The following is an 18,913-nucleotide window of genomic DNA, read 5'->3' on the forward strand; positions in this document are numbered from 1 at the left end:
CACTTCCAGAAAGGACTGAGATGCACCCTTTACGGCCGGGTGATCCCGAGCAGATAGGCGAGTACGCCATCCTGGGACGGCTGGACGAGGGGCCCCGCGGCGACGTCTATGTCGGCAAGGAGACCGGCGACGACGCCCCTGTGCGGGTGATCAAGCTGTTGGCCGCTGAGCCGGGTTCGGGGCAGGCCGTCCTCGACCGGCTCACTGTGGCCACGCGTGTGTCCAGCTCATACGTGGCCCGCACGATCACGGCGGGCCTGCTCGGGGATCGACCCTACGTCGTCAGGGAACACGTCGAAGGGCGCAGCCTGGCGGCCGTCGTGGCGGCCGAGGGCCCGCTCTCGGGGGAGGCGCTCGAACGGGTCGCGGTGGGCGTGCTCACCGCGCTGACCGCCGTCCACCTCGCCGACCTCGCGCACGGCTCGCTCGCCCCGCACAACGTCATCGTCGCGGACGACGGCGTCAAGCTGACCGACGTCGCCGTCGGGCCGCCGGTGGGCGAGCCGGCCTACCGGGCTCCTGAGCAGATCAGGGGCGAGCGGTACGACGCGTACGCGGACATGTTCGCCTGGGCCGCCACGGTGGTCTTCGCGGCGACCGGGCGTCCGCCGTTCCCGCAGGAGCCGCAGGCGGTGCTGAACGCGCCGCCCGACCTCGGCGGCCTGGAGGAGCGGCTGCGCCAGGTCGTGCTGCCCGCGCTGGCCAAGGAGCCGGGGCAGCGGCCGACCGCCTACACCGCGATGCTGCAACTGCTCGGCGGCGGTGCCGCGGGCGCCCAACCGGCGCCGGGCCCCGGCGCGACGGTGGTGCTACCGTCCGCGCAGCCGTCGCAGCCGCCGGTCGGGGGAATCCCCGTTCCGCCGGGTCCGCAGCAGGCGCCGGTTCCGCAGCAGACGTGGGGCCCGCCGCCCGTCCCGCAGCAGCCCCAGCAGGCGTCCGGCGCCTCCTGGCAGCCGCCCGCCATGCCCCAGGAGCAGCCCCAGCAGCAGACGTGGGGGCCGCCGACCACCCAGGGCAAGGTCGAGACGGTGAAGCGCAGGCCGTTCCCCGTCGGCCTCGCGGCGGCGGTCGGCGCCGTGGTCCTGCTCTCCGGAGTGGGTCTGTGGGGCGCCGGACACTACTCCCAGGTCCAGCTGTCGCCGGCCGCCGCCGAGCGCGCCGCGGGCCAGCACGGGAACGGTGGGCGCGTGCTCGCGGACGGCGGAAACGCGAACGGCGGAGACACGGGCGGCGGGACCACGGGTGGCGGAACCACGGGTGGCGGGACCGGAGGCGGCGGGCAGGCCCCGACGGCGGCGCCGCAGGTGACGGTGCCGTGGGCGCTGTCGTCCGAGGACCCCGACTCTCCGGTGCAGCCGCTGGTGCTGCCGAGCGAGTGGCCGACGGACGCTCCGGTGACGCCGGAGCTCACCTCGGTCCCGACCCCCGGCCCGATCGTGCCGGTGCCGACCCAGCCGGTGGTTCCGCCGCCGGCGCAGCCGCCCGGGCAGACGACGCAGCCGACGGCCCGGGTGACGACCACCGCCACGGTCACCGCGCCGCCCAGCCCGGTGCCGACGCAGCCGACTCCCGAGCCCCCGCCCACGCAGTCGCCGAGCCCGGCGGCCACGGACAGGCAGGAGCAGGTGCCGAGCCCACAGCCCACCGAGTCCTCCGAGGAGCCGACGGGGAAGCCCACAGAGAAGCCGACAGACAAGCCGGTCGAGAGGCCCAGCTGGGTTCCCTCCTGGGTGCCCACCGAGAGGCCCGCCCGGAGGCACACCCGGAGGTCCACCGAGGAGCCGACGGCGTCCGCGCAGCCGAGCACTCCGGCGGCGAAGCCCACGACGGCGACGCCGGCGCCGAGCACTCCGGTCGCGAAGCCGACGACGGTGGCGCCCAAGCCGACACCGAAGCCGACGACGGTGGCGCCCAAGCCGACACCGAAGCCGACCACGGTGGCGCCTAAGCCGACCACGGTGGCGCCCAAGCCGACACCGAAGCCGACGACCGCGGCGCCGGTCCGGAACCCCTACAGCCCGGTCCAGGTCTGCGGGGCGGGCTTCTCCGTGCAGCGCAGCAGCGCTCTGGCGGGTGGCACCACCTACCAGCTGTACAACCCCGGCACGGGGGAGAACTGCGTCGTCACGATCAAGACGGCCGACGTCGGCAAGGCGACGCCGGTCTCCGCGACCCTGGAGGTCCAGGGCGGCGGAAGCAGGACCGACAGCGGTAACTACGAGTACTACGCCGGTCCGGTGAAGCTGCAGGCCAAGGGCAAGTGCGTCAAGTACTCCGGCAGCGTCGGCTCGTCCGGCGCCAGCGCCGGCTGGGCCAACTGCGGCTGACACCGCGACTGACACTGCGGCTGACCGATTCACACGAAGGCCGGGCGGGGGCACCCGCCCGGCCTTTCGTCTGCGTTCCGCCTGAGGTCCAGCCGCCCAGGGCGTCGATGACGACGGTCACGAGACCCGGCACCGCGAGTGGCACCTGCCAGTGCCGGAGGCGGTCATGCCGTCTCATTCGGCGCGGAGACAGAAGGGGTGCCCGGCGGGGCTGGCGTAGACCCGGGAGCCCGTGGCCGGTGAGACGGCGACATCGCCCACGGGACTGAGACGACGGGCCCCGGCGGAGACCGCCAGACGGTCCGCGGCCTCCAGATCATCGACCGCCAGATCGACGTGCATCTGCTGTGAACGGCCGCCGGGCCACTGCGGTGGAAGATGCTCTGGAGCCAGCTGGATCACGAACGCCGGAAACCCGTCGATCCGGAGAAAATGATGGGTCTGCGTCCGGGTGACGGTGCCGCCCAGCAACTGATGCCAGAAGGCGCTCTCGAGCTCCAGGTCGGCAGCCTCCAGGAGCACCGCGCTCAGGGTGAACTTCATGACTTCCTCACTTCGGGATTCGTGGTCGTACGTGGTGCGGGTGAGCTTCGAGGACTGCCGGCGGTGATCGGTCACACCGCCGGGATGATGCCCCCGTCGACCCGGAATTCGGCACCGGTGAGCCACTTCGCGCGCGGCGAGGCGAGGAAGGCGATCATCTCCGCGACGTCCTCGGGCTCGCCCGGCCGCCCCATCGGCACGTTCAGGTGGTCCACAATCTGCTGTTTGACCTCCTCCAGTCCGATGCCCTGGCGGTCCGCGATGCTCTGCAGGTGCTCCGTCGACCCCTCAGTGACGACGAAACCCGGCAGGACGCACACCACGCGCACGCCGTGCTTGCCCACGTCGGTGGCCAACTCACGGCTGTAGACGTTGAGCGCCGCCTTCGCCGCCGCGTACGGCGCCTCGGACGGCTGCGGCACCCGGCTGGCAATCGAGGAAACATGCACGACCACGCCGGAGCCCCGCTCCACCATCCCCGGCACCAGCACCCGGTCCAGGCGCACCGCGCTGAGCAGATTCATGTCGAGTTCGGAGCGCCAGGATTCGTCGGAACGGCGCAGCGTGGGCACCGCGCCGGTCGTCGCGCCCGCGTTGTTGACCAGCACGTCCACCCCGCCGACAGCGTCGATCACTCGTCGGCCGAGCACCGCCACGCCCTGCTCGGTCCCAAGATCCGCAGGGATGAACGTCGCCGGGAAGCCTTCCGGGGGCGCACTGCGTGAGGCGGTCAGCACCTGCGCGCCGGCATCGGCGAAACGGCGCGCGGTGGCCGCCCCCAGGCCGCGGCTTCCGCCGGTGACCAGCACGCGCAAGCCGCGGAGACCCTCTTCGGGTACTGCCATGACTACTGCTCCTTCAGTAAGGTGAATCGGACTCCGGAACTATACTGAACCCGGTTCACCTTAAGGAGCAACTGTTGCCATCGTCACGACCGCTGCGCGCCGATGCCCAGCGCAACCGGGACGCCCTCCTCGCCGCGGCGCGCGACGCGTTCCTCGCCGGCGAGGCCGATGCGCACGTCGAGGACATCGCCCGACGGGCCGGCGTCGCTGTCGGCACGCTGTACCGCCACTTCGAAACGCGTGAGGCCCTCGTGGAGGAGGTCTACCGGCAGGAGGTCGCCGAACTGTGCGCCGCGCCCTCGGCGCTCCTCGAACAGCACGCCCCGGACGAGGCTTTACGGCAGTTCCTGCTCCTGCTCGTGGAGCATGCCGCGATCGGCAAGGGAATGGCCGCCGCGCTTGCGAGCATCATGGCGACGGACTCGCCGGTCTTCGTCGACGCGCGCGCACAGATGGCCGCCTGTCTGGACCGCTTGCTCGCCGCAGGCTCCGGGGCGGGCACGATCCGTGCCGACGTCGACGGCAAGACTCTCCTGCGCGCTATGGGAGGCGTCTGCAACCTGCGCGCCGCGGAAGGCTGGCGTGAGGACGCTACACGGATAACCGCACTCCTCTTCGACGGCCTGCGATGCCGCGCCGACATCACGAGGGACTGATGTGCTCAGGGTTGCGTGAATGGCCGGAGAGGGTCCAGCTCGCGAGAAGGTCCAGGGCGCGTTTCGAGGATGAGCCGGCTTCCGCCGTGTAGACGAAGAGCGTCATGTCGGGGTCTCCGGGCAGGGAGAGCGTCTCGTACTCGACGGTCAGCTCACCGACGAGGGGGTGGCGCAGCCGCTTGGAGCCGTGGGTGCGCTGGTGGACGCGGTGCTGCTCCCACCAGTGGGCGAACTCGCGGCTGTGGTCGCGCAGGTCGGCGATGAGGGCGGCGGTGGCCTGGTCGTCCGGGTCGCGGCCGGCGTCGAGCCGCAGGCTCTCGACCGCGGCCCGTGCCTGGACGTCCCAGTCGACGAACAGCGATCGGGCGGCGTCCTCGAGGAACATCCACCGCGCGTAGTTGCGGTGCCGGGGCGGCAGCCGTTCGAAGTCTGTAAACAACGCTTTCGCCATCCGGTTGGCGGCGAGCACGTCGGTGCGGCGGCCGAGGACGAGGGCGGGCTCGCCGTCGAGGGCGTCGAGGAGCTGGTAGAGCCCGGGGCGTACGCGCTGGACGCCGCGGGCGCGTCGCCGGACGGGCGCCGTGGTCGTTCCGATGAGGTCGCGCAGATGCGCGCGTCCCGCGTCGTCGAGCCCGAGGGCGCGGCCGACGGCCTCGACGACCGCCGGCGAGGGGGTGATGCGCCGGCCCTGTTCGAGGCGGGCGTAGTAGTCGGCCGAGACTCCGGCCAGGAGGGCGACCTCCTCGCGACGCAGGCCGGGGACCCGCCGCGTGCGGCCGTCGGGGGGCAGGCCGGCCCGTGACGGGTCGACCTGGCTCCGGGCGCGTCTCAGGAAGTCGGCGAGTTCGCGGTTGGTCTCGGCCATGACATCCAGTGTCTCTCTCGCCGCCGGATCCTGACTGGTCCTGTGCGTCCTAGGTTGCCCGGTGCGCGGTCGCACAGGGCGCGATATGGGCGTCCGCAGCCGGTCGCGGCGAAGGATGCTGGTGCTGTGCCGGTCACCGGGACCTCCCGGCCGGCGCCGCCGCCGAATCGGCAAGCACGGGCTTCGGCAAGCAGAGCCTTCGGCGAGCACAGCACTCGACAAGCACAGCCTTCGACATGCAGAGGATGACCATGAGCTTCCCGACAGATCGACCGGCCGTATGGTTCGTGACCGGCACCTCCCGCGGCCTGGGCCTCGAACTGGTCAGGCAGGTGCTGGCGCGCGGTGACCGGGTGGCCGCGACGACGCGGTCGTCCGAGCGGCTGCTCGCCGCGCTCGGCGACGGGATCGACCCGTCGCGGCTTCTCCCGCTCACCGTCGACCTGCGCGACGAGGCGGCGGTCGGGCGGGCCGTCCAGGAGACCACCGAGCGGTGGGGAGGCCTGGACGTCGTCGTCAACAACGCGGGCTACGGCTTCCTGGCCGCGGTGGAGGAGACCGGCGACCGCGAGGTCCGCGACATGCTCGACGTCCAGGTCGTGGGCGTCTGGAACGTGCTGCGCGCCGCCCTGCCCGTCCTCCGGGAGCAGCGCGGCGGCCACATCGTCAACGTGTCCTCGATCCTGGGCCTGACCGCCGTCCCGGGCTGGGCGCTCTACTGCGCCGGGAAGTTCGCGCTGGAAGGACTGAGCGAGGCCCTCGCCGCCGAGGTGGCGGACTTCGGCGTCGGGGTCACCGTCGTGGAGCCCGGCTACTTCCGCACCGACTTCCTCACCGAGGACTCGCTCGCCCTGCCCGCCGAGACGACCGCGCACTACCCGGCCATCCGCGCGATGGTCCGCGACCATCTCAAGCTCCAGGGCGGCCAGCTCGGCGACCCGGTCAAGGGCGCCGCCGCGATCGTCGGCCGGGTCCTGGCGGGGGAGGGCCCGCTGCGGCTGCTGCTCGGCTCGGACGCCCACTCCTACGCCAGCGCCAAGGTCGAGGCCCTGCGGGCGAACGTCGAGGCCGCCGCGGGCACCGCGCCCGCCACGGACTTCCCGGCCGCCTGAACGATCAGTATCCGCGGTATCCGGTGCCGGTCTTCATGCCCACCACACCGGGCACGGCCGAGACCGAGCCGTAGCGCTCGATGGCATAGCGGACGCCCGCGATGATGTTGTCCACCGGGTTCCAGATGTCCTTGTGCCCGGGCAGGGACCAGCGGCTGAACGTCGGGTCGATGGTCTGCATCAGTCCCTTCGACGGGGTTCCGGCGGCCGCGTTCGAGTCCCAGTTGTTGATCGCGTGCGGGTTGCCGCCCGACTCGTGCCGGATGATCATCCAGATGTCGTCCCGGTTCATCTTCTCGACGGGGTAGCCCTGGGCCTTGAGTATCGCGACGGCCTGCTCGATCCAGTCCTTGACCTGTCCCGTGGGCGCGGGCCCGCCGCCGGCCGGCGGCGGGCCGCTGGGGCCGTAGCCGCCCGAGCCGCCGCTCCCGCCCGGGCCGCTCGCGCCGCTGAGGCTCGTCGGGTTGTACGAGGCGTACGTCGGGTGCGCCGTGTCACCGGGGGCGCCCGTGTAGCCCGGGGTGCGCTGCCAGTCGACGGTGTGCCCGTGCCGGGGCACGAACTCCTGTCCGCCCGGGTCGGGGATCTTGGCGAAGGTGAGCGCGCCGTCACGGTAGTCACCGCCGAGGCGGGCGCCCAGCGTCTTCGTGGCGTCGCCGACGGCCGTGGTCACCTGCTCCAGATGCGGCCGGGCGTCCTCGACGCCCCGCGAGACGATGGCCCGCAGCCCGCTTTCCAGCTCCTTGTCCGTGGCGTCCTGATGCCGGCCGCGGTAGGCCGCCGCCTCGGCGACCACGTCACCGCAGATGCCGTCGATCTTCGACTTGGCGCTCTCCAGCGCGGTGGCGACCTTCTCCAGCGCGCCCGCGCACGCGGCCAGAGCGTCGTGGAGGCCGTCCGCCGCCTTGCCGTACCTGTTCATGTACGAGACGAAGGCGTCGGCGGAGCGGCCCTGCCACGCGGCGTCCACGGTGCGCACGGCCCGGCCCACCCCGCCCGCGTAGTCCTGCGCGTCGCCGGCCGCGCCGCGCCACTTCCCGGCGATGTCGCGGATCGCGCCGGGGTCGCCGCTCACCTTCTGCGCCATGGCGGCCAGCTCCGCACCCCCCGGCAGGTCCGCCACGCCACTCATACCTGCATCGAGGTGGACGTGGCCTTGTGGGCCGTCCGGACGTTGTCCTGCACGCTCTCCAGCGCCCGCTCGACGCCCTTCAGCTTGGTCCTCGCGTCGGCCGTTTCCGCGGTGAGCGCGGAGTAGGCCGCGTCGACGGCCGCCGCCAGCGCCGCCGCGCCGTCCACGTGCCCGAAGGAGGCCGCGCGGGTGCCGGGCGTCTCGGGCAGGCCGCCGTGCAGGCTCTCGTACTGGCCCCAGGCCTTGCTCACCGCCGTACGGCAGCTTTCGAGCGCCTGGAAGTGGATGTCGAAACCGGTCACGTGCTGCTCCTTTCCGTCCGTCACTCACCGTCCGGAGGAGGCAGGAACGCGGTCTGGGCGAGCCGCGCGCCGAACCTCCTGTCGACGTGGTAGCCCCGGCCGGGTGGCAGCGGATGCGCCCGGACGTTGCCGAACAGATAACCCTCGTCCTTGTTGCCGGAGAGGATGACGGCGGGGCTGGCCATGTCCTTCAGCTTCTGGATGACCGGGTCGTACATGGCCCGGCCGGCGCCGCCCATCTGGCGCGACAGCACCAGGTGCAGCCCGATGTCCCGCGCCTGCGGCAGCAGGTCCACCAGGGGCAGCAGCGGATTGGACGAGGTGGCGACCAGGTCGTAGTCGTCCACCACGATGTAGACGTCGGAACCCTGCCACCAGCTCCTCGTCCGCAGCTGCTCGGGGGTGAGGTCGGCCGGCGGCAGCCGCTTGAGCAGGGCACCGCGCACGTCGTTGACCAGCTCCTGGGCGGCGGTGCTCGACGCCGCGTAGCCGATGCGGTGGGCGGTCGCGGCCGAGTCGAGCAGCGACCTGCGGTAGTCGACGACGATCATCATCGCCTCGTGCGGCTCCCGCCTGGCCACCAGCCCCTCGGCGACGAGCCGCAGCAGGTTCGACTTGCCGCTCTCGGTGTCGCCCAGGACGACGAAATGCGGGTCGGCGTCGAAGTCGAGCAGCACGGGCGACAGCGTCGCCTCGTCGATGCCGATGGGGATCTTCGGGCCGGTCTCCCCGGGAGCGGGCAGCGCGGTCGCGGGCAGCACCGGCGGCAGCAGCCGGATCGCCGGCGCGGGCGGCCCCTGCCAGGCCTCCCTGACCGCGTGCACCAGACCGCGGACGCCCGCGGCGAGGTCCTCGGAGCTCTGCACGCCGTCGATCCGCGGCAGCGCGGACAGGAAGTGCAGCCCATCCTTGGTGAGGCCGCGTCCCGGCACGCCCTCGGGGACCGCCAACGACGCCTTCCTGTTCACCTCGGACTCGTAGGCGTCGCCGAGCTTGAGCTCGACCCTGGTGCCGAACAGGTCGCGGATGCTCGCCCGGAACTCCGACCACTTGTTGGTGGCCGCCACCACGTGGACGCCGTATCCGAGGCCCCGGGCGGCGATGTCGGTGACGACGGGTTCGAGGGACTCGAACTCCTGCCTGAGCGTGAGCCAGCCGTCCACGACCAGGAACACGTCGCCCCAGCCGTCGCCGTCGCGGCCGGACTCGGCCCGCATCCGCCGGTAGGCCGCGATCGACTCGATGCCGTGCTCGGCGAAGTCCGCCTCACGCCGCTCCAGGATCGTGGAGATCTCGGCGACCGTACGGCGGACGCGGTCGGCGTCGAGGCGGCTCGCGACGCCGCCCACGTGGGGCAGCGCCTCCAGCGAGGCCAGGGAACCGCCGCCGAAGTCCAGGCAGTAGAACTGCACCTCGCGCGGCGTGTGCATCAGGGCCATGCTCGTGATCAGCGTCCGCAGCACCGTGCTCTTGCCGCTCTGCGTGCCGCCCGCGACGCCGACGTGGCCCGCGCCTCCCGACAGGTCCAGCCAGTAGGGGTCGCGGCGCTGCTCGAACGGCCGGTCGACGATGCCGACGGCCGCGTGGAGCAGGCCCCGGCCGCCCCAGCCCGCCGTGGTCAGGCCGTGCTCGGGGGTGACGGACAGCGGCGGCAGCAGGTGGGCCAGCGTCGGCGGCTCGGCCAGCGGGGGCAGCCAGATCCGGTGCGCGGGCGGGCCGTGGCCGGTGAGGCGGCCGACCACGACGTCGAGCAGGCTGTGCCGCGGGCCGCCGTGCTCCTCGGCGGGCGCCAGCTCCCTGGTCGTCTCGGTCACCTCGACGGGCGCGAAGGCGGTCCCGTACTCCACCACGTCGCGCACCGGCCGGCCGGGATCGCCGGGCGCGGACCGCCCGGGGTCGGCGTGGTGGGGCCCGGACACGTAGGCGGCCTTGAACCGGGTCATCCCCGTGGTGTCGTACTTCAGGTAGCCGTTGCCCGGCGCGGGCGGCAGCTCGTAGGCGTCGGCGACGCCGAGCACGACCCGGCTCTCCATGGCGGAGAACGTGCGCAGGCCGATCCGGTACGACAGGTGGGTGTCGAGGCCGCGCAGCCGGCCCTCCTCCAGGCGCTGGGAGGCCAGCAGGAGGTGCACGCCGAGCGAGCGGCCGAGCCGTCCGATCATCACGAACAGGTCGATGAACTCCGGCTTGGCGCTGAGCAGCTCGCTGAATTCGTCGATCACGACGAACAGGGTCGGCATCGGCCGCAGGTCGGCCCCCTGCTCCCTGGCCCGCTCGTAGTCGCGCAGCGACGCGTAGTTGCCCGCTGCCCGCAGCAGCTCCTGGCGGCGCACCATCTCGCCGTGCAGCGCGTCGTGCATGCGGTCGACGAGCGGCAGCTCGTCCTCCAGGTTGGTGATGACCGCCGACACGTGCGAGAGGGACTCCAGGCCGAGGAACGTCGCGCCGCCCTTGAAGTCGACCAGCACGAAGTTGAGGATCTCGGAGGAGTGCGTGATGGCCAGGCCGAGCACCAGCGTGCGCAGCAGCTCGCTCTTGCCGGAGCCGGTCGCCCCGATGACCAGGCCGTGCGGCCCCATGCCGCCCTGCGCCGACTCCTTGATGTCGAGCTCGACGACCCGCCCGTCCGCGCCCAGGCCGATCGGCACCCGCAGCCGGTTGCGCCCGGCGCGGGGCTGCCAGATCACCCCGGGATCGAGATGGACGGGGTCGCCCACGCCGAGCAGGTCGGTGAGCGAGGTGTTGACGCCGAGCACGTCCTGCGCCTCGCCCTGGGCGCCGGCGGAGGCGCGCAGCGGCGCGAGCTGCCGGGCCAGGCCCTCCGCCTGGGGAAAGCCGAGGAGGTCGGGGTCGCCGAGCCGGTTGCTCGACCGCCGTCCCGTGTGGTCGATCTTGACCATGTGGAAGCCGTCGGCCTGGACGTCCAGCCGGAGCGTGATCGCCTCGGGGACCGGTCCGGTCGCCGCGGACAGGTCGATCACCGTCACGCCCTGGATGGCGTCGGAGCCGAGCTGGCTGTCGTGCGGCACGTGCCCGCCGTCCACGATCACCACGTGGTACGGCAGGGCCTCGGCGGAGGCGCCCGGCCGGAACCTGGCCCGCTCCCTGAGCTCCTCCCCGACCAGCGCGTCGAGATGGGCGAGGTTCTCCGCCATGAGCCTGACCTGGCCCGCGGCGTCGGCCTGCTCCGGGTGCAGGGCGTGCGGCAGCCACTTCACCCACTCCCAGTGGGGCATCCACTCCTTGCTCGCGCAGATCATGATCCGCATGTCGTCGGGGGAGTGGAAGACGACGAGCTGGGCGATCACCGCCCGCACCAGCTCGCGCATCGCGGTGGGGTCACCGGTGAGGTGGATGCGGGCGAAGGAGTGCAGGGCGACCGCGACGGGCAGCCCCGACACCGTGGCGTGCGCGCGGACGAACCGGCGCAGCGCCCCGGCCGACAGGGCGTCGAGGTCCTCCACCGGCTTGGTGTCCGGCGGGACGAGCTGGATGGCCAGCTTCTGCACGCCGGTGCCGAGCCGTACGGTCGCGAAGTCGTCGTCGCGCGGCCTGCGCTCCCACAGGCGCGGCCCCATCGCGATCCACCAGAGGGAGTCGGGCGGCGGCCCGCTCCACTCCAGCGCCTCCCGCTGCTGCACGGCGGCCCTGCGGACCTTCCTGCGGATCTGCGACAGGTAGCGGAAGTAGTCGCGGCGCAGCCCGTTGAGCCGGTTCCTGCGCTCACCGGCGTTGCGCCCGAGCTGGCCGACGCTCATGCCGACCATGGAGACGGCGAACAGTCCGCTGGCCACGTACATGAGGGGGTTGCCGGTGCCGCCCGCCGTGAACATCAGCCCCATCGCCGCGCCGCCGGCCAGCATCGGCACGTACGTGAGCATGGACATCAGACCCTGCGGCTGGACCTCGGGAATCTCCGGCGGGGACTCCAGGAGGATCTCGCCACGGGGTGGCTTGGGGCCCGGGCGGCGCTCGGGACGCGAGACCACGACAATGCTCATCTGACTGACTTTTCTACCAGGTTTGCCGATATTTTCGGGCTGTCAGAGAGATCTTCGCGAGAGGATTCCCGCTGTGTCATCGCCGGTCCCCCTTCACGTCCAGCAGGGCGTCGTCCAGCAGGGCATGATTCACCACGGCCCGGGCCATCAGGGCACAGGTCATCAGGGCCCGGCCCAGCAGGGCGCGTTGCCGCAGGCGACCGTGCCGCTGCCGCCCCTGTGCCACGTCACCGTGGTCGCCCCGCGCAGGAAGGCGGACCTCGCGCTGCCGTCGGACATCCCGCTGCCGCACGTCATGCCCGGCCTGCTCCGCGCGGTCGGCGAGGCGGGGGGCGACGCCGCCGCCGCCCCCGGCTGGGTGCTCCAGCGTCTCGGCGGGCCGCCGCTCGACCTCGGCCAGAGCCTGGGGGCGCTGGGCGTCCTCGACGGGGAGGTCCTCTACCTGCGCCCGCGCGACGCGGTCATGCCGCCCGCGGTGTACGACGACGTGGCCGACGTCGTCGCCACCGGGACCAAGGAGGGCGGCGGCAGGTGGGAGCCGCGGCACACGAGGCTGCTCGGCATGGGCGTGGCCGCCGGGCTGCTCGCGCTCGGCGCCGTCGTCCTCGCCCTCGCGGCGGCCCCGCCGCGGCTCACGGCAGGGGTGGCGGGAGCCGTCGCGGTGCTGCTCGTCGCCGCCGGGGCCGTGGTGTCGAGGGCCGTCGGCCAGCCCACCGCCGGCGCCCTCGTCGGCTACGCGGCCCTGCCGCACGCCTTCCTCGCCGGGCTGTTCACGCCCGGCGCCTCGGGCGCCGTGCTGGTCCTCGGGGCGCCGAACCTGCTGGCCGGGCTCGCGTACACCGCGCTGGTGGCGACGGTCGGCGGCGTGCTGATCGCCGACGGCGTGGCCGGCTTCCTCGGCGTGGCGGTCGCGTCCGTCGCCGGGGCCGTGGGAGCCGGGTGCGTGATGGTGTTCGGGGGATCGGGCGCCGGGGCGGCGGCCGTGGTCGCGACGGCCCTGCTGGCGCTGAGCCCGCTCATCCCCACGCTGTCGTTCCGGATGGCCAGGGTGCCGCTGCCGCCGCTGCCCACCAGCGCCGAGGAGCTGCGCAGCGACAACCAGCGGATCGACGGCCCGCTGGTGCTCCAGCGGACCGCCCAGGCCCACCGGTACGCCACCGGCATGGTCATCGCGATCGCGCTCGCCTGCGTCGCGGCGGAGCTGCTGCTCGTCCAGCACGGCGGCTGGGTCGCCCGCGCCACGGCGGCGACGCTGGCGCTGGCGCTGGCCATGCGCGCGCGGGTGTTCGCGGGGGTCGCCCAGCGGCTGTGGATGGTCCTCACCGCCGCGGCCGGGGCCGCCACCCTGGCGTTCGCGCTGGGCACCGGCGCCGACGCCGTCGCCGAGGTGGCCGTGACGATCGGGGTGCTGTGGACGGCCCTGCTCGTGCTCGGCCTCGGCCTCTGGCTGCCCTCGGGCAGGCCCTCGCCGTTCTGGGGGCGGGCGGCGGACATCCTCGACGTGCTGCTGATCGTCGCGCTGGTCCCGCTCACGCTGGGCGTGCTCGACCTGTACGCCTGGGTGCGCGGCCTGTCGGGCTGACCGTCTCGAGCCGCGCCGAGGGCCGTCTCGCGGGGGCGGGGACGCGGGGGTCACGCGGCCGGTCGTACGGGCAGCAGAGCGGGGCGCTTGGCGGTCCGGCCGTCGCCGGACGACCTGCCGAGGAGGCGCCGCACCAGCCACGGGCCGAGGAACGAGCCGGCCCAGCGCACCTCGGCGCCCACGGCACGCCAGCCGGCCGGGTCGAGCGGGGGATGCAGGGGCAGCGTCCAGCCGTCGTCGCTGCCGGGCAGGCCGAGGGCGTGGGCCACGGCCGCGGCGATGCGCTCGTGGCCGAGCGGACTCGCGTGGAGCCGGTCGGCGCTCCAGAGCCGGGGGTCGGTGCAGACGGTGTGGTACGCAGTCTCGGCGACCACGACCCCGTGTCGCGCCGCCGCCGCCCGAATGCGGTCGTTGAGGTCGAACACCCGCGACCGGAGCGGCCGGGCGATCGGTGCGATCTTCCCGACGTCCGGGAACGTGAGGGTCGCGACGCGGACGTCCGCCCTCGTGAGAGCGGCGAACATCGCCTCCAGATGCCCGGCCACCCCGGCGGCGTCGAACCGCGGCCTGATCAGGTCGTTGACGCCCGCGACGACGGTGACCAGATGGGGGCGCAGGGCCAGGGCCGGTGCGAGCTGCTCCGCCCGCACCTCCCCCGCGAGCCGCCCGCGCACCGCGAGATTCGCGTAGGTGACCTCCGGGTCCACGGCCGTGAGCCGCTCGGCGAGCCGGTCGGCCCAGCCCCGTGGGCGGGCGGGGTCGCCATCGCCGAGCCCTTCGGTCTGGCTGTCGCCGAGGGCGACGTAACGCAGGCGCTCACCGCTCGGCACGGGCCACCTCCGGGCGGCGATAAGCCGGTGCGGTCCCTTCGCCCGGCACGGCGGGGGTGCCCGCGCCTGCGACGGCCGCGTTCCTGTCGCGCAGGATCGCGGCGGTTCGCAGGCACCAGTCGCGGTTTCCCTCCTCGAAGGCCAGGCCACGCAGGCAGGTGAGGTACGGCCCTACGCGCCGGCCCGCGCGAAGGAACTCCTCTTCGCCCAGGTCGCCGCGCATCTTCCGCAGGATCCGCCGGAACAGGTCGATTTTGGCCTCCGCCACGGCGGCTCGCTCCTCGACCTGCCGGATCAGCGGCCCGGCGTCGACATGGTCGGCCGCCTGCACCTTGACGAGCAGGTCGTCGCGGACGAACGACGGCTTAGACGCTGCCGCCGCGAACCGCTCCAGCTCGGCGAGCCCGGCGTCGGTGACGTGGAAGAGGCGCTTGGCGGGCCGGGTCTCCTGGACCACCCGCCGCCCCGCGACCAGCCCCTCCTTCTCCAGCCTGGCCAGCTCGGCGTACAGCTGCTGGGGCAGGGCGTGCCAGAAGTTCGCCACGCCGACGTCGAACGCCTTGGCCAGCTGGTAGCCGCTGAGCTCCCCGTCGAGTAACGCCGCGAGGACGGCGTGCCGCAGTGCCATGAATCGCTCCCTTCGCTCTCCCATAGTCAAGGATATGACTATTCAACGACCTGAGTATCAGGAGATCCACGAAGTCGTGGGCTTGGTCGAGTGAGTCGAGGCCGTGCGCGCGGGCGTGCCCGAGGAACTGTCGGCGGGGGTCCGCCTGATGATGATGACGACGCCGGCGCTGCAGGCCAAGGGGCTGTACCTGCTGCTGGACCTGCAGCGCAGGATGGCCGGCGAACTGCTCAAGGCGTTCCCGGACCGGCTGGATCCGATCACCGCCGCCGCGATGACCGGCTCCGCGCGGCGGCAACGGGCCCGCCTGGCCGCGGCCGTGGCCTACGCCCCGCCCACTCGCCCTACTACCGCGAGCTGTACCGGGCGTGCCCGACGACATCGACGACCCGGCGCGGCTCCCGGTCACCGGCAAGCAGGCGCTCATGGCGCGCTTCGACGAATGGGTCACCGATCCGGACGTGACGCTGGCCAAGGCCCGGCAGTTCGTCGCCGACCCCGCCCTCGTGGGCGAGCGGCGGTACCTCGTCGCCACCACGTCCGGCACCAGCGGGCTGCGCGGCATCTTCCTGCAGGACGAACGGAGCCTGGCCGTGGGCAACGCGGTCGGGCAGCGTGCGCGAGCCGGGCTGGGGGTCCGCGACCTCGTGCGCTTCAGGACAACCGGCAGGCGATCCGCTTCACGAAGAACGCCCGGTTCTCCGTCACAGCGGGCGGGAAGCTGCGCCTGCCGAAGATCGGAGACGTTCCGGTCCGCTGGTCACGGGACCTGCCCGCCGAACCGTCCAGTGTGACGGTGGTCAAGGACGCGGCCGGCAGGTACTTCGCCTCGTTCGTGGTTGAGACGAGCGATGTCCCGCTCCCGGAGTCGGCCGCCGAAGTGGGGATCGACCTCGGGCTGTCCCACTTCGCCGTCACCTCCGATGGGCGGAAGGTGGACAATCCGCGTTTCCTGCTCCTGGTGCGGCCCGACGCCTGCCCGTGCGGCAGCCCGCTGCCCGCTGTCCAGGTGCAGGGCCGCGCGGCGGAGTTGCTCGAGTTTCCCGCCGGCGGCGACAGGCACGTCCGCATCTCCCCCATGGCGTTCGGCACGCTGCTGGACCGCGTCCCCGGCATCGCGCAGTTCCAGGTCGTGCAGAGGGCGCCGGCCACGCTGCGGGTGCGGCTGCAGCAGGCGGACGGCGCCGATCCCGATCACGTGTGGCGGAGCGTGCGCGAGGAGATCTCGCGCCTGCTGGCCGAGCACAAGGCCGAGCACGTCGCGCTGGAACGCGCCGAGGAGCCGCCGGAGCAGTCGGCCAGCGGCAAGTTCCGCAGGATCATCCCCCTGGCCCGATGACTGCGGCGCGGGCGGGGGTCGGCTTCGGGAGCGGCGGGCCGGCTAGGGCCGATCGGCGCCTCGGGGCGACGCCCGCTCGTCGAACGCGCGGCGGGCGTCACCGAGGAGACCGGCCACGTGCGGCACTCCCGCCGCCTCCAGCCCGCCGCGCAGCAGATCCTCCTTCGCCGCCTCCGCGGCCGCCTCGGCCCGCCGTACGGCCGTCAGGACGGCCTCGGCGAGCGCGCGGCCGTCGAGCCTGCGCATGCTGAGCGGGTGGATTTCGAGGGCGCGGAGCGTGCCCACGGCGTCGACGGTCGCCGTGATCCGGCCCTCGTCGGCCCTGCCGGTGTGCTCCCGCGTGCTCCATTCGGTCGCGAGCTCGTCCATCAAGGCGGCCGCGGCCGTCAGCCGCTCCATGCGCGTGCGGAGCTCACGCATCTCGTCCACGCTCACCCCTCGCGAAGCAGGGCCTGGACGTAGGGGGCGAGCGGGTCACCGGGCGAGGGTGAATCGGCGAAGTCCCCCGTGATGTCCCTTGTGATGTCCGCCGCGGAGTGCCCCGTGGAGTCCGCCGTGAAGCCCTCCATGGCCATGGCCAGCCGCTCAGCCGTCTCGCTCCGCGCGGCGCCGATAGCGCCCCGGATCGCGGCGGACATCGCGACGTGGTCGAGGTCGCGCATCGCCCGCGGGTCGATGCTCAGCCCGAGCAGGTGACCCGCGCCGTTGACCCGGGCCACCACCGCGCCCGTGGCGTCGGTCCCCTCGATCACCTCCTCGCTCAGCCCGTGGAGCAGGTCGGCGAGCGCGCCGACGCGGCCCTGGACCTCCCGCACCAGGCCGGCGACGTCGCCCTCCCTGCCGTCGTTGAACGCGGCCGTGTTCTTCATCGAAGGTCCTTGCTCGCCGGCTGCCAGTAGTCGTGGATGTGCGCACGGTCCGCCACAGCGGGGGTGAGCGTGAGGTCCCGGCGGCCCCGCGCCGGATCGCCCTGCTCGTAGAAGGCGGCCCGCACGTCGTTGAGCTTCTGCTCCATCTTGTTGAGGTCGCTCTCGTAGGCCATGTAGATGTCGGCGAACTGCTTGACGAGGTTGCCCAGCGCGCTGACGAACACGCCTGCCTGCGAGATCAGCGCGACCCGCCCGGCCGGGTGCGCGCTCATCGCCGCCAGCGTGCGGAGGACCGGCGCCGAGGCCGCGTAGAGGCCGAACACCGACAGGTCGTACTCCAGGACCTCCTTGAACTGGCTGTGCATCGCGCCGCTCATCTCGCCGGTGACGCCGTGGAGCTTCTCGTACAGGACCGTGGTGTTGAAGCGGACCCGCCGCCCGAGCAGGTCCGCCGCCTGGCCCTTCCAGTTCGGGCTGACGTCCTGGAAGTAGGAGAACCAGATGTCGGACCTGCCGCTCTCCAGCCGGCCGCCCATCTCCTTCCACAGCTCCCGCCGGTCGTAGAAGAGGAAGGGGTTGCCGAGGTTCATCGTGGCGGCCACGTCCAGGGCGAGGGCCGCGATTCCCAGTCCGGACATGGCCGATGCCGTACGCGTCTGCTGCCGCAGCGGATTCAGCGCCTTGATGAGGTTCCTGAAGAAGCCGGGATCGGTGCGGGTGGCGGCGGAGGCGGCGGCCGTGTCGGCCGGCGCCACGGAAACGGCCCGCTGGACGTTGCCGCTCGAGTCCGTGATGTAGAGCTCTTTGGGGCCCGGCGCGGGCCCGCCGGGAACGAACAGCGTGCCCGGCTCGCTGGGCGGGGTCGACATACGTGTCCTCTCAGGGGCGCGTCTGCTGGATGGCCGCCTTGCTCGCCTTCTCCGCCGCGACGTAGTTGTCGGCGGCCCTGACCAGCGTCTCGCCGTCCCTGTGCAGGGCGTCGCCGAGGATGCCCGCGGCGTTCGACCAAGTGTCGGAGACGGCGTTGAACCGGTGGACGAAGGTGAGCCCGACGATGGGGATCCCGGCGAGCGGGGCGAGGTTCCAGCCCTGGAAACGGGGCGTGGCGTCCCCCAGTCGCCGGACGCCGTCGGCGGAGCCGCCCACCGTGCCGGCGAACTTCCTGATGAAATTCGCGGCCACCTCGTAGCCGGGCAGGCCCGACGAGCCGCCGCCCGGACCACCGCCTGGGCCGGCGGGGGACGTGACCGGAGCCGCGGGCGGCGCCGGGGCCTGAGCCGTCCCTGCCTGCCGTACGCGCAGCGAGTCGGGCAGGCAGGGGCCCGGCGGCGGGCAGGGCGGTGTGTGCGGGCACGGGCTGACCATCGAAGGCACGGACGGCGTCGGCGTCGCCGTCACCGTGGGCGCGCCGGTCGACGGTGCTGTGGACGGCATGGTGGACGGCATGGTGGACGGCATGGTGGACGGCATGGTGGACGGCATGGTGGACGGCATGGTGGACGGCATGGTGGACGGCATGGTGGACGGCATGGTGGACGGCATGGTGGACGGCATGGTGGACGGCATGGTGGACGGCCCCGCCGAGGGGGGTGCCGTGGACGCCGGTGCGGTCGTCGGCGGTGCGGTCGTCGGCGGTGCGGTCGAGGCGGGCGGAGCCGGGGAGGCCGGCACGCTCGGGGTCGCGCTCACCGAGCCGGTGGGCGACGCCGTCGTGGAGGTCACCGGTGACTGGCTTGGCGAGGGTTCACCGTAGGACACGTGATCTTCCCTATCACCGGGCTTCGCGTCGCTGCCACGCGTCTGGGAGACGTTTCCGCAGCTCGAAAGCGTAAATTAGGGCGATGTTCACTGATGCGTAACGGGTGAGCCCGTAAAACCCGTA

17 protein-coding genes and 1 pseudogene are annotated in these 18,913 nt (G+C 73.0%); 6 read left to right on the top strand and 12 right to left on the bottom strand.

The genetic code is table 11. The features are described from left to right. The first annotated feature begins 20 nt into the window (after positions 1–20). Positions 21–2,327: a serine/threonine protein kinase gene (locus BXA11_RS03630; protein WP_159454729.1), complete on the top strand. Its 2,307-nt coding sequence runs from the start codon at positions 21–23 to the stop codon at positions 2,325–2,327. Between the two features lie 174 nt (positions 2,328–2,501). Here BXA11_RS03630 and BXA11_RS03635 read toward each other — a convergent pair whose 3' ends face one another. Continuing rightward, on the bottom strand, positions 2,502–2,945 hold the full coding sequence (locus BXA11_RS03635; protein ID WP_204053449.1) for a VOC family protein: 444 nt from the start codon (positions 2,943–2,945) through the stop codon (positions 2,502–2,504). Then, complete coding sequence (locus BXA11_RS03640; RefSeq protein WP_076432707.1) at positions 2,942–3,715, bottom strand: oxidoreductase; 774 nt, start codon at positions 3,713–3,715, stop codon at positions 2,942–2,944. The genes BXA11_RS03635 and BXA11_RS03640 overlap by 4 nt, the downstream gene beginning before the upstream one ends. A gap of 74 nt (positions 3,716–3,789) precedes the next feature. Here BXA11_RS03640 and BXA11_RS03645 point away from each other — a divergent pair, with 74 nt between their 5' ends. Then, positions 3,790–4,371, top strand: a complete 582-nt coding sequence (locus tag BXA11_RS03645) for a TetR/AcrR family transcriptional regulator (protein WP_076432709.1) — start codon at positions 3,790–3,792, stop codon at positions 4,369–4,371. Here the strand turns inward: BXA11_RS03645 and BXA11_RS03650 are convergent. Then, the gene (locus tag BXA11_RS03650; RefSeq protein WP_076432711.1) at positions 4,358–5,236 is read right to left on the bottom strand and encodes a helix-turn-helix transcriptional regulator; all 879 of its coding nucleotides are present in this window, start codon (positions 5,234–5,236) and stop codon (positions 4,358–4,360) included. The genes BXA11_RS03645 and BXA11_RS03650 overlap by 14 nt on opposite strands. A gap of 251 nt (positions 5,237–5,487) precedes the next feature. On the opposite strand from BXA11_RS03650, the gene BXA11_RS03655 reads away from it, so the two are divergent. After that, on the top strand, positions 5,488–6,348 hold the full coding sequence (locus BXA11_RS03655; RefSeq protein ID WP_076432713.1) for an SDR family NAD(P)-dependent oxidoreductase: 861 nt from the start codon (positions 5,488–5,490) through the stop codon (positions 6,346–6,348). A gap of 4 nt (positions 6,349–6,352) precedes the next feature. Here the strand turns inward: BXA11_RS03655 and BXA11_RS03660 are convergent, their stop codons facing one another. The 3 genes from BXA11_RS03660 to eccCa are packed head-to-tail and all read right to left on the bottom strand — an operon-like array spanning position 6,353 to position 11,783. After that, positions 6,353–7,480, bottom strand: a complete 1,128-nt coding sequence (locus BXA11_RS03660) for a WXG100 family type VII secretion target (RefSeq protein ID WP_076432715.1) — start codon at positions 7,478–7,480, stop codon at positions 6,353–6,355. Then, on the bottom strand, positions 7,477–7,782 hold the full coding sequence (locus BXA11_RS03665) for a hypothetical protein (RefSeq protein WP_030508502.1): 306 nt from the start codon (positions 7,780–7,782) through the stop codon (positions 7,477–7,479). The genes BXA11_RS03660 and BXA11_RS03665 overlap by 4 nt, the downstream gene beginning before the upstream one ends. A 20-nt stretch (positions 7,783–7,802) precedes the next feature. After that, positions 7,803–11,783, bottom strand: coding sequence for a type VII secretion protein EccCa (eccCa, locus tag BXA11_RS03670; RefSeq protein ID WP_076432717.1), 3,981 nt, complete (start codon positions 11,781–11,783; stop codon positions 7,803–7,805). A gap of 73 nt (positions 11,784–11,856) precedes the next feature. Here eccCa and eccD point away from each other — a divergent pair, with 73 nt between their 5' ends. After that, positions 11,857–13,365, top strand: coding sequence for a type VII secretion integral membrane protein EccD (eccD, locus tag BXA11_RS03675; protein ID WP_239104743.1), 1,509 nt, complete (start codon positions 11,857–11,859; stop codon positions 13,363–13,365). A 50-nt stretch (positions 13,366–13,415) separates the two neighbouring features. Here eccD and BXA11_RS03680 read toward each other — a convergent pair whose 3' ends face one another. Next, a complete protein-coding gene (locus BXA11_RS03680; RefSeq protein ID WP_076432719.1) occupies positions 13,416–14,195 on the bottom strand; it encodes an SGNH/GDSL hydrolase family protein in 780 nt (259 codons plus the stop codon). Then, positions 14,182–14,823, bottom strand: a complete 642-nt coding sequence (locus BXA11_RS03685) for a PadR family transcriptional regulator (protein WP_083743927.1) — start codon at positions 14,821–14,823, stop codon at positions 14,182–14,184. The genes BXA11_RS03680 and BXA11_RS03685 overlap by 14 nt, the downstream gene beginning before the upstream one ends. Before the next feature lie 655 nt (positions 14,824–15,478). Between BXA11_RS03685 and BXA11_RS03690 the strand changes: the two are divergent. Further along, positions 15,479–15,778 (top strand): annotated as a pseudogene (locus BXA11_RS03690) (RNA-guided endonuclease InsQ/TnpB family protein); the annotation flags it as partial. Positions 15,779–16,204: 426 nt separating this feature from the next. Here the strand turns inward: BXA11_RS03690 and BXA11_RS03700 are convergent. From BXA11_RS03700 to BXA11_RS41870, 4 genes are read right to left on the bottom strand one after another with little or no spacing between them, the layout of a single operon-like run. Continuing rightward, on the bottom strand, positions 16,205–16,582 hold the full coding sequence (locus BXA11_RS03700) for a YbaB/EbfC family nucleoid-associated protein (RefSeq protein WP_239104758.1): 378 nt from the start codon (positions 16,580–16,582) through the stop codon (positions 16,205–16,207). Between the two features lie 11 nt (positions 16,583–16,593). After that, positions 16,594–17,031 carry a YbaB/EbfC family nucleoid-associated protein gene (locus BXA11_RS03705; protein ID WP_076432725.1) on the bottom strand — a complete coding sequence of 146 codons (438 nt, stop codon included), beginning with the start codon at positions 17,029–17,031 and terminating at the stop codon, positions 16,594–16,596. Continuing rightward, on the bottom strand, positions 17,028–17,900 hold the full coding sequence (locus BXA11_RS03710) for a hypothetical protein (protein WP_030508511.1): 873 nt from the start codon (positions 17,898–17,900) through the stop codon (positions 17,028–17,030). Before BXA11_RS03710 ends, BXA11_RS03705 begins: the two co-directional genes overlap by 4 nt. Before the next feature lie 10 nt (positions 17,901–17,910). After that, entirely contained in the window at positions 17,911–18,396 is a 486-nt protein-coding gene (locus tag BXA11_RS41870; RefSeq protein WP_143734062.1) for a hypothetical protein, read from the bottom strand. Here BXA11_RS41870 and BXA11_RS03720 point away from each other — a divergent pair. Next, positions 18,374–18,784 (top strand): hypothetical protein, encoded by a 411-nt coding sequence (locus BXA11_RS03720; RefSeq protein WP_076432729.1) that lies wholly within the window; start codon positions 18,374–18,376, stop codon positions 18,782–18,784. The genes BXA11_RS41870 and BXA11_RS03720 overlap by 23 nt on opposite strands. Positions 18,785–18,913: the final 129 nt, after the last annotated feature.

Origin of the sequence: Microbispora rosea, from assembly GCF_900156315.1 — a bacterium.
Taxonomy (GTDB): domain Bacteria; phylum Actinomycetota; class Actinomycetes; order Streptosporangiales; family Streptosporangiaceae; genus Microbispora; species Microbispora rosea.

Bases quoted from the DNA above. Each gene is read 5' to 3' on its own strand.
- BXA11_RS03630 (WP_159454729.1), top strand. From the start codon at position 21: ATGCACCCTTTACGGCCGGGTGATCCCGAGCAGATAGGCGAGTACGCC.
- BXA11_RS03640 (WP_076432707.1), bottom strand. From the start codon at position 3,715: ATGGCAGTACCCGAAGAGGGTCTCCGCGGCTTGCGCGTGCTGGTCACC.
- BXA11_RS03650 (WP_076432711.1), bottom strand. From the start codon at position 5,236: ATGGCCGAGACCAACCGCGAACTCGCCGACTTCCTGAGACGCGCCCGG.
- BXA11_RS03655 (WP_076432713.1), top strand. From the start codon at position 5,488: ATGAGCTTCCCGACAGATCGACCGGCCGTATGGTTCGTGACCGGCACC.
- BXA11_RS03660 (WP_076432715.1), bottom strand. From the start codon at position 7,480: ATGAGTGGCGTGGCGGACCTGCCGGGGGGTGCGGAGCTGGCCGCCATG.
- eccCa (WP_076432717.1), bottom strand. From the start codon at position 11,783: ATGAGCATTGTCGTGGTCTCGCGTCCCGAGCGCCGCCCGGGCCCCAAG.
- BXA11_RS03685 (WP_083743927.1), bottom strand. From the start codon at position 14,823: ATGGCACTGCGGCACGCCGTCCTCGCGGCGTTACTCGACGGGGAGCTC.
- BXA11_RS03700 (WP_239104758.1), bottom strand. From the start codon at position 16,582: ATGCGTGAGCTCCGCACGCGCATGGAGCGGCTGACGGCCGCGGCCGCC.
- BXA11_RS03705 (WP_076432725.1), bottom strand. From the start codon at position 17,031: ATGAAGAACACGGCCGCGTTCAACGACGGCAGGGAGGGCGACGTCGCC.
- BXA11_RS03710 (WP_030508511.1), bottom strand. From the start codon at position 17,900: ATGTCGACCCCGCCCAGCGAGCCGGGCACGCTGTTCGTTCCCGGCGGG.
- BXA11_RS41870 (WP_143734062.1), bottom strand. From the start codon at position 18,396: ATGGTCAGCCCGTGCCCGCACACACCGCCCTGCCCGCCGCCGGGCCCC.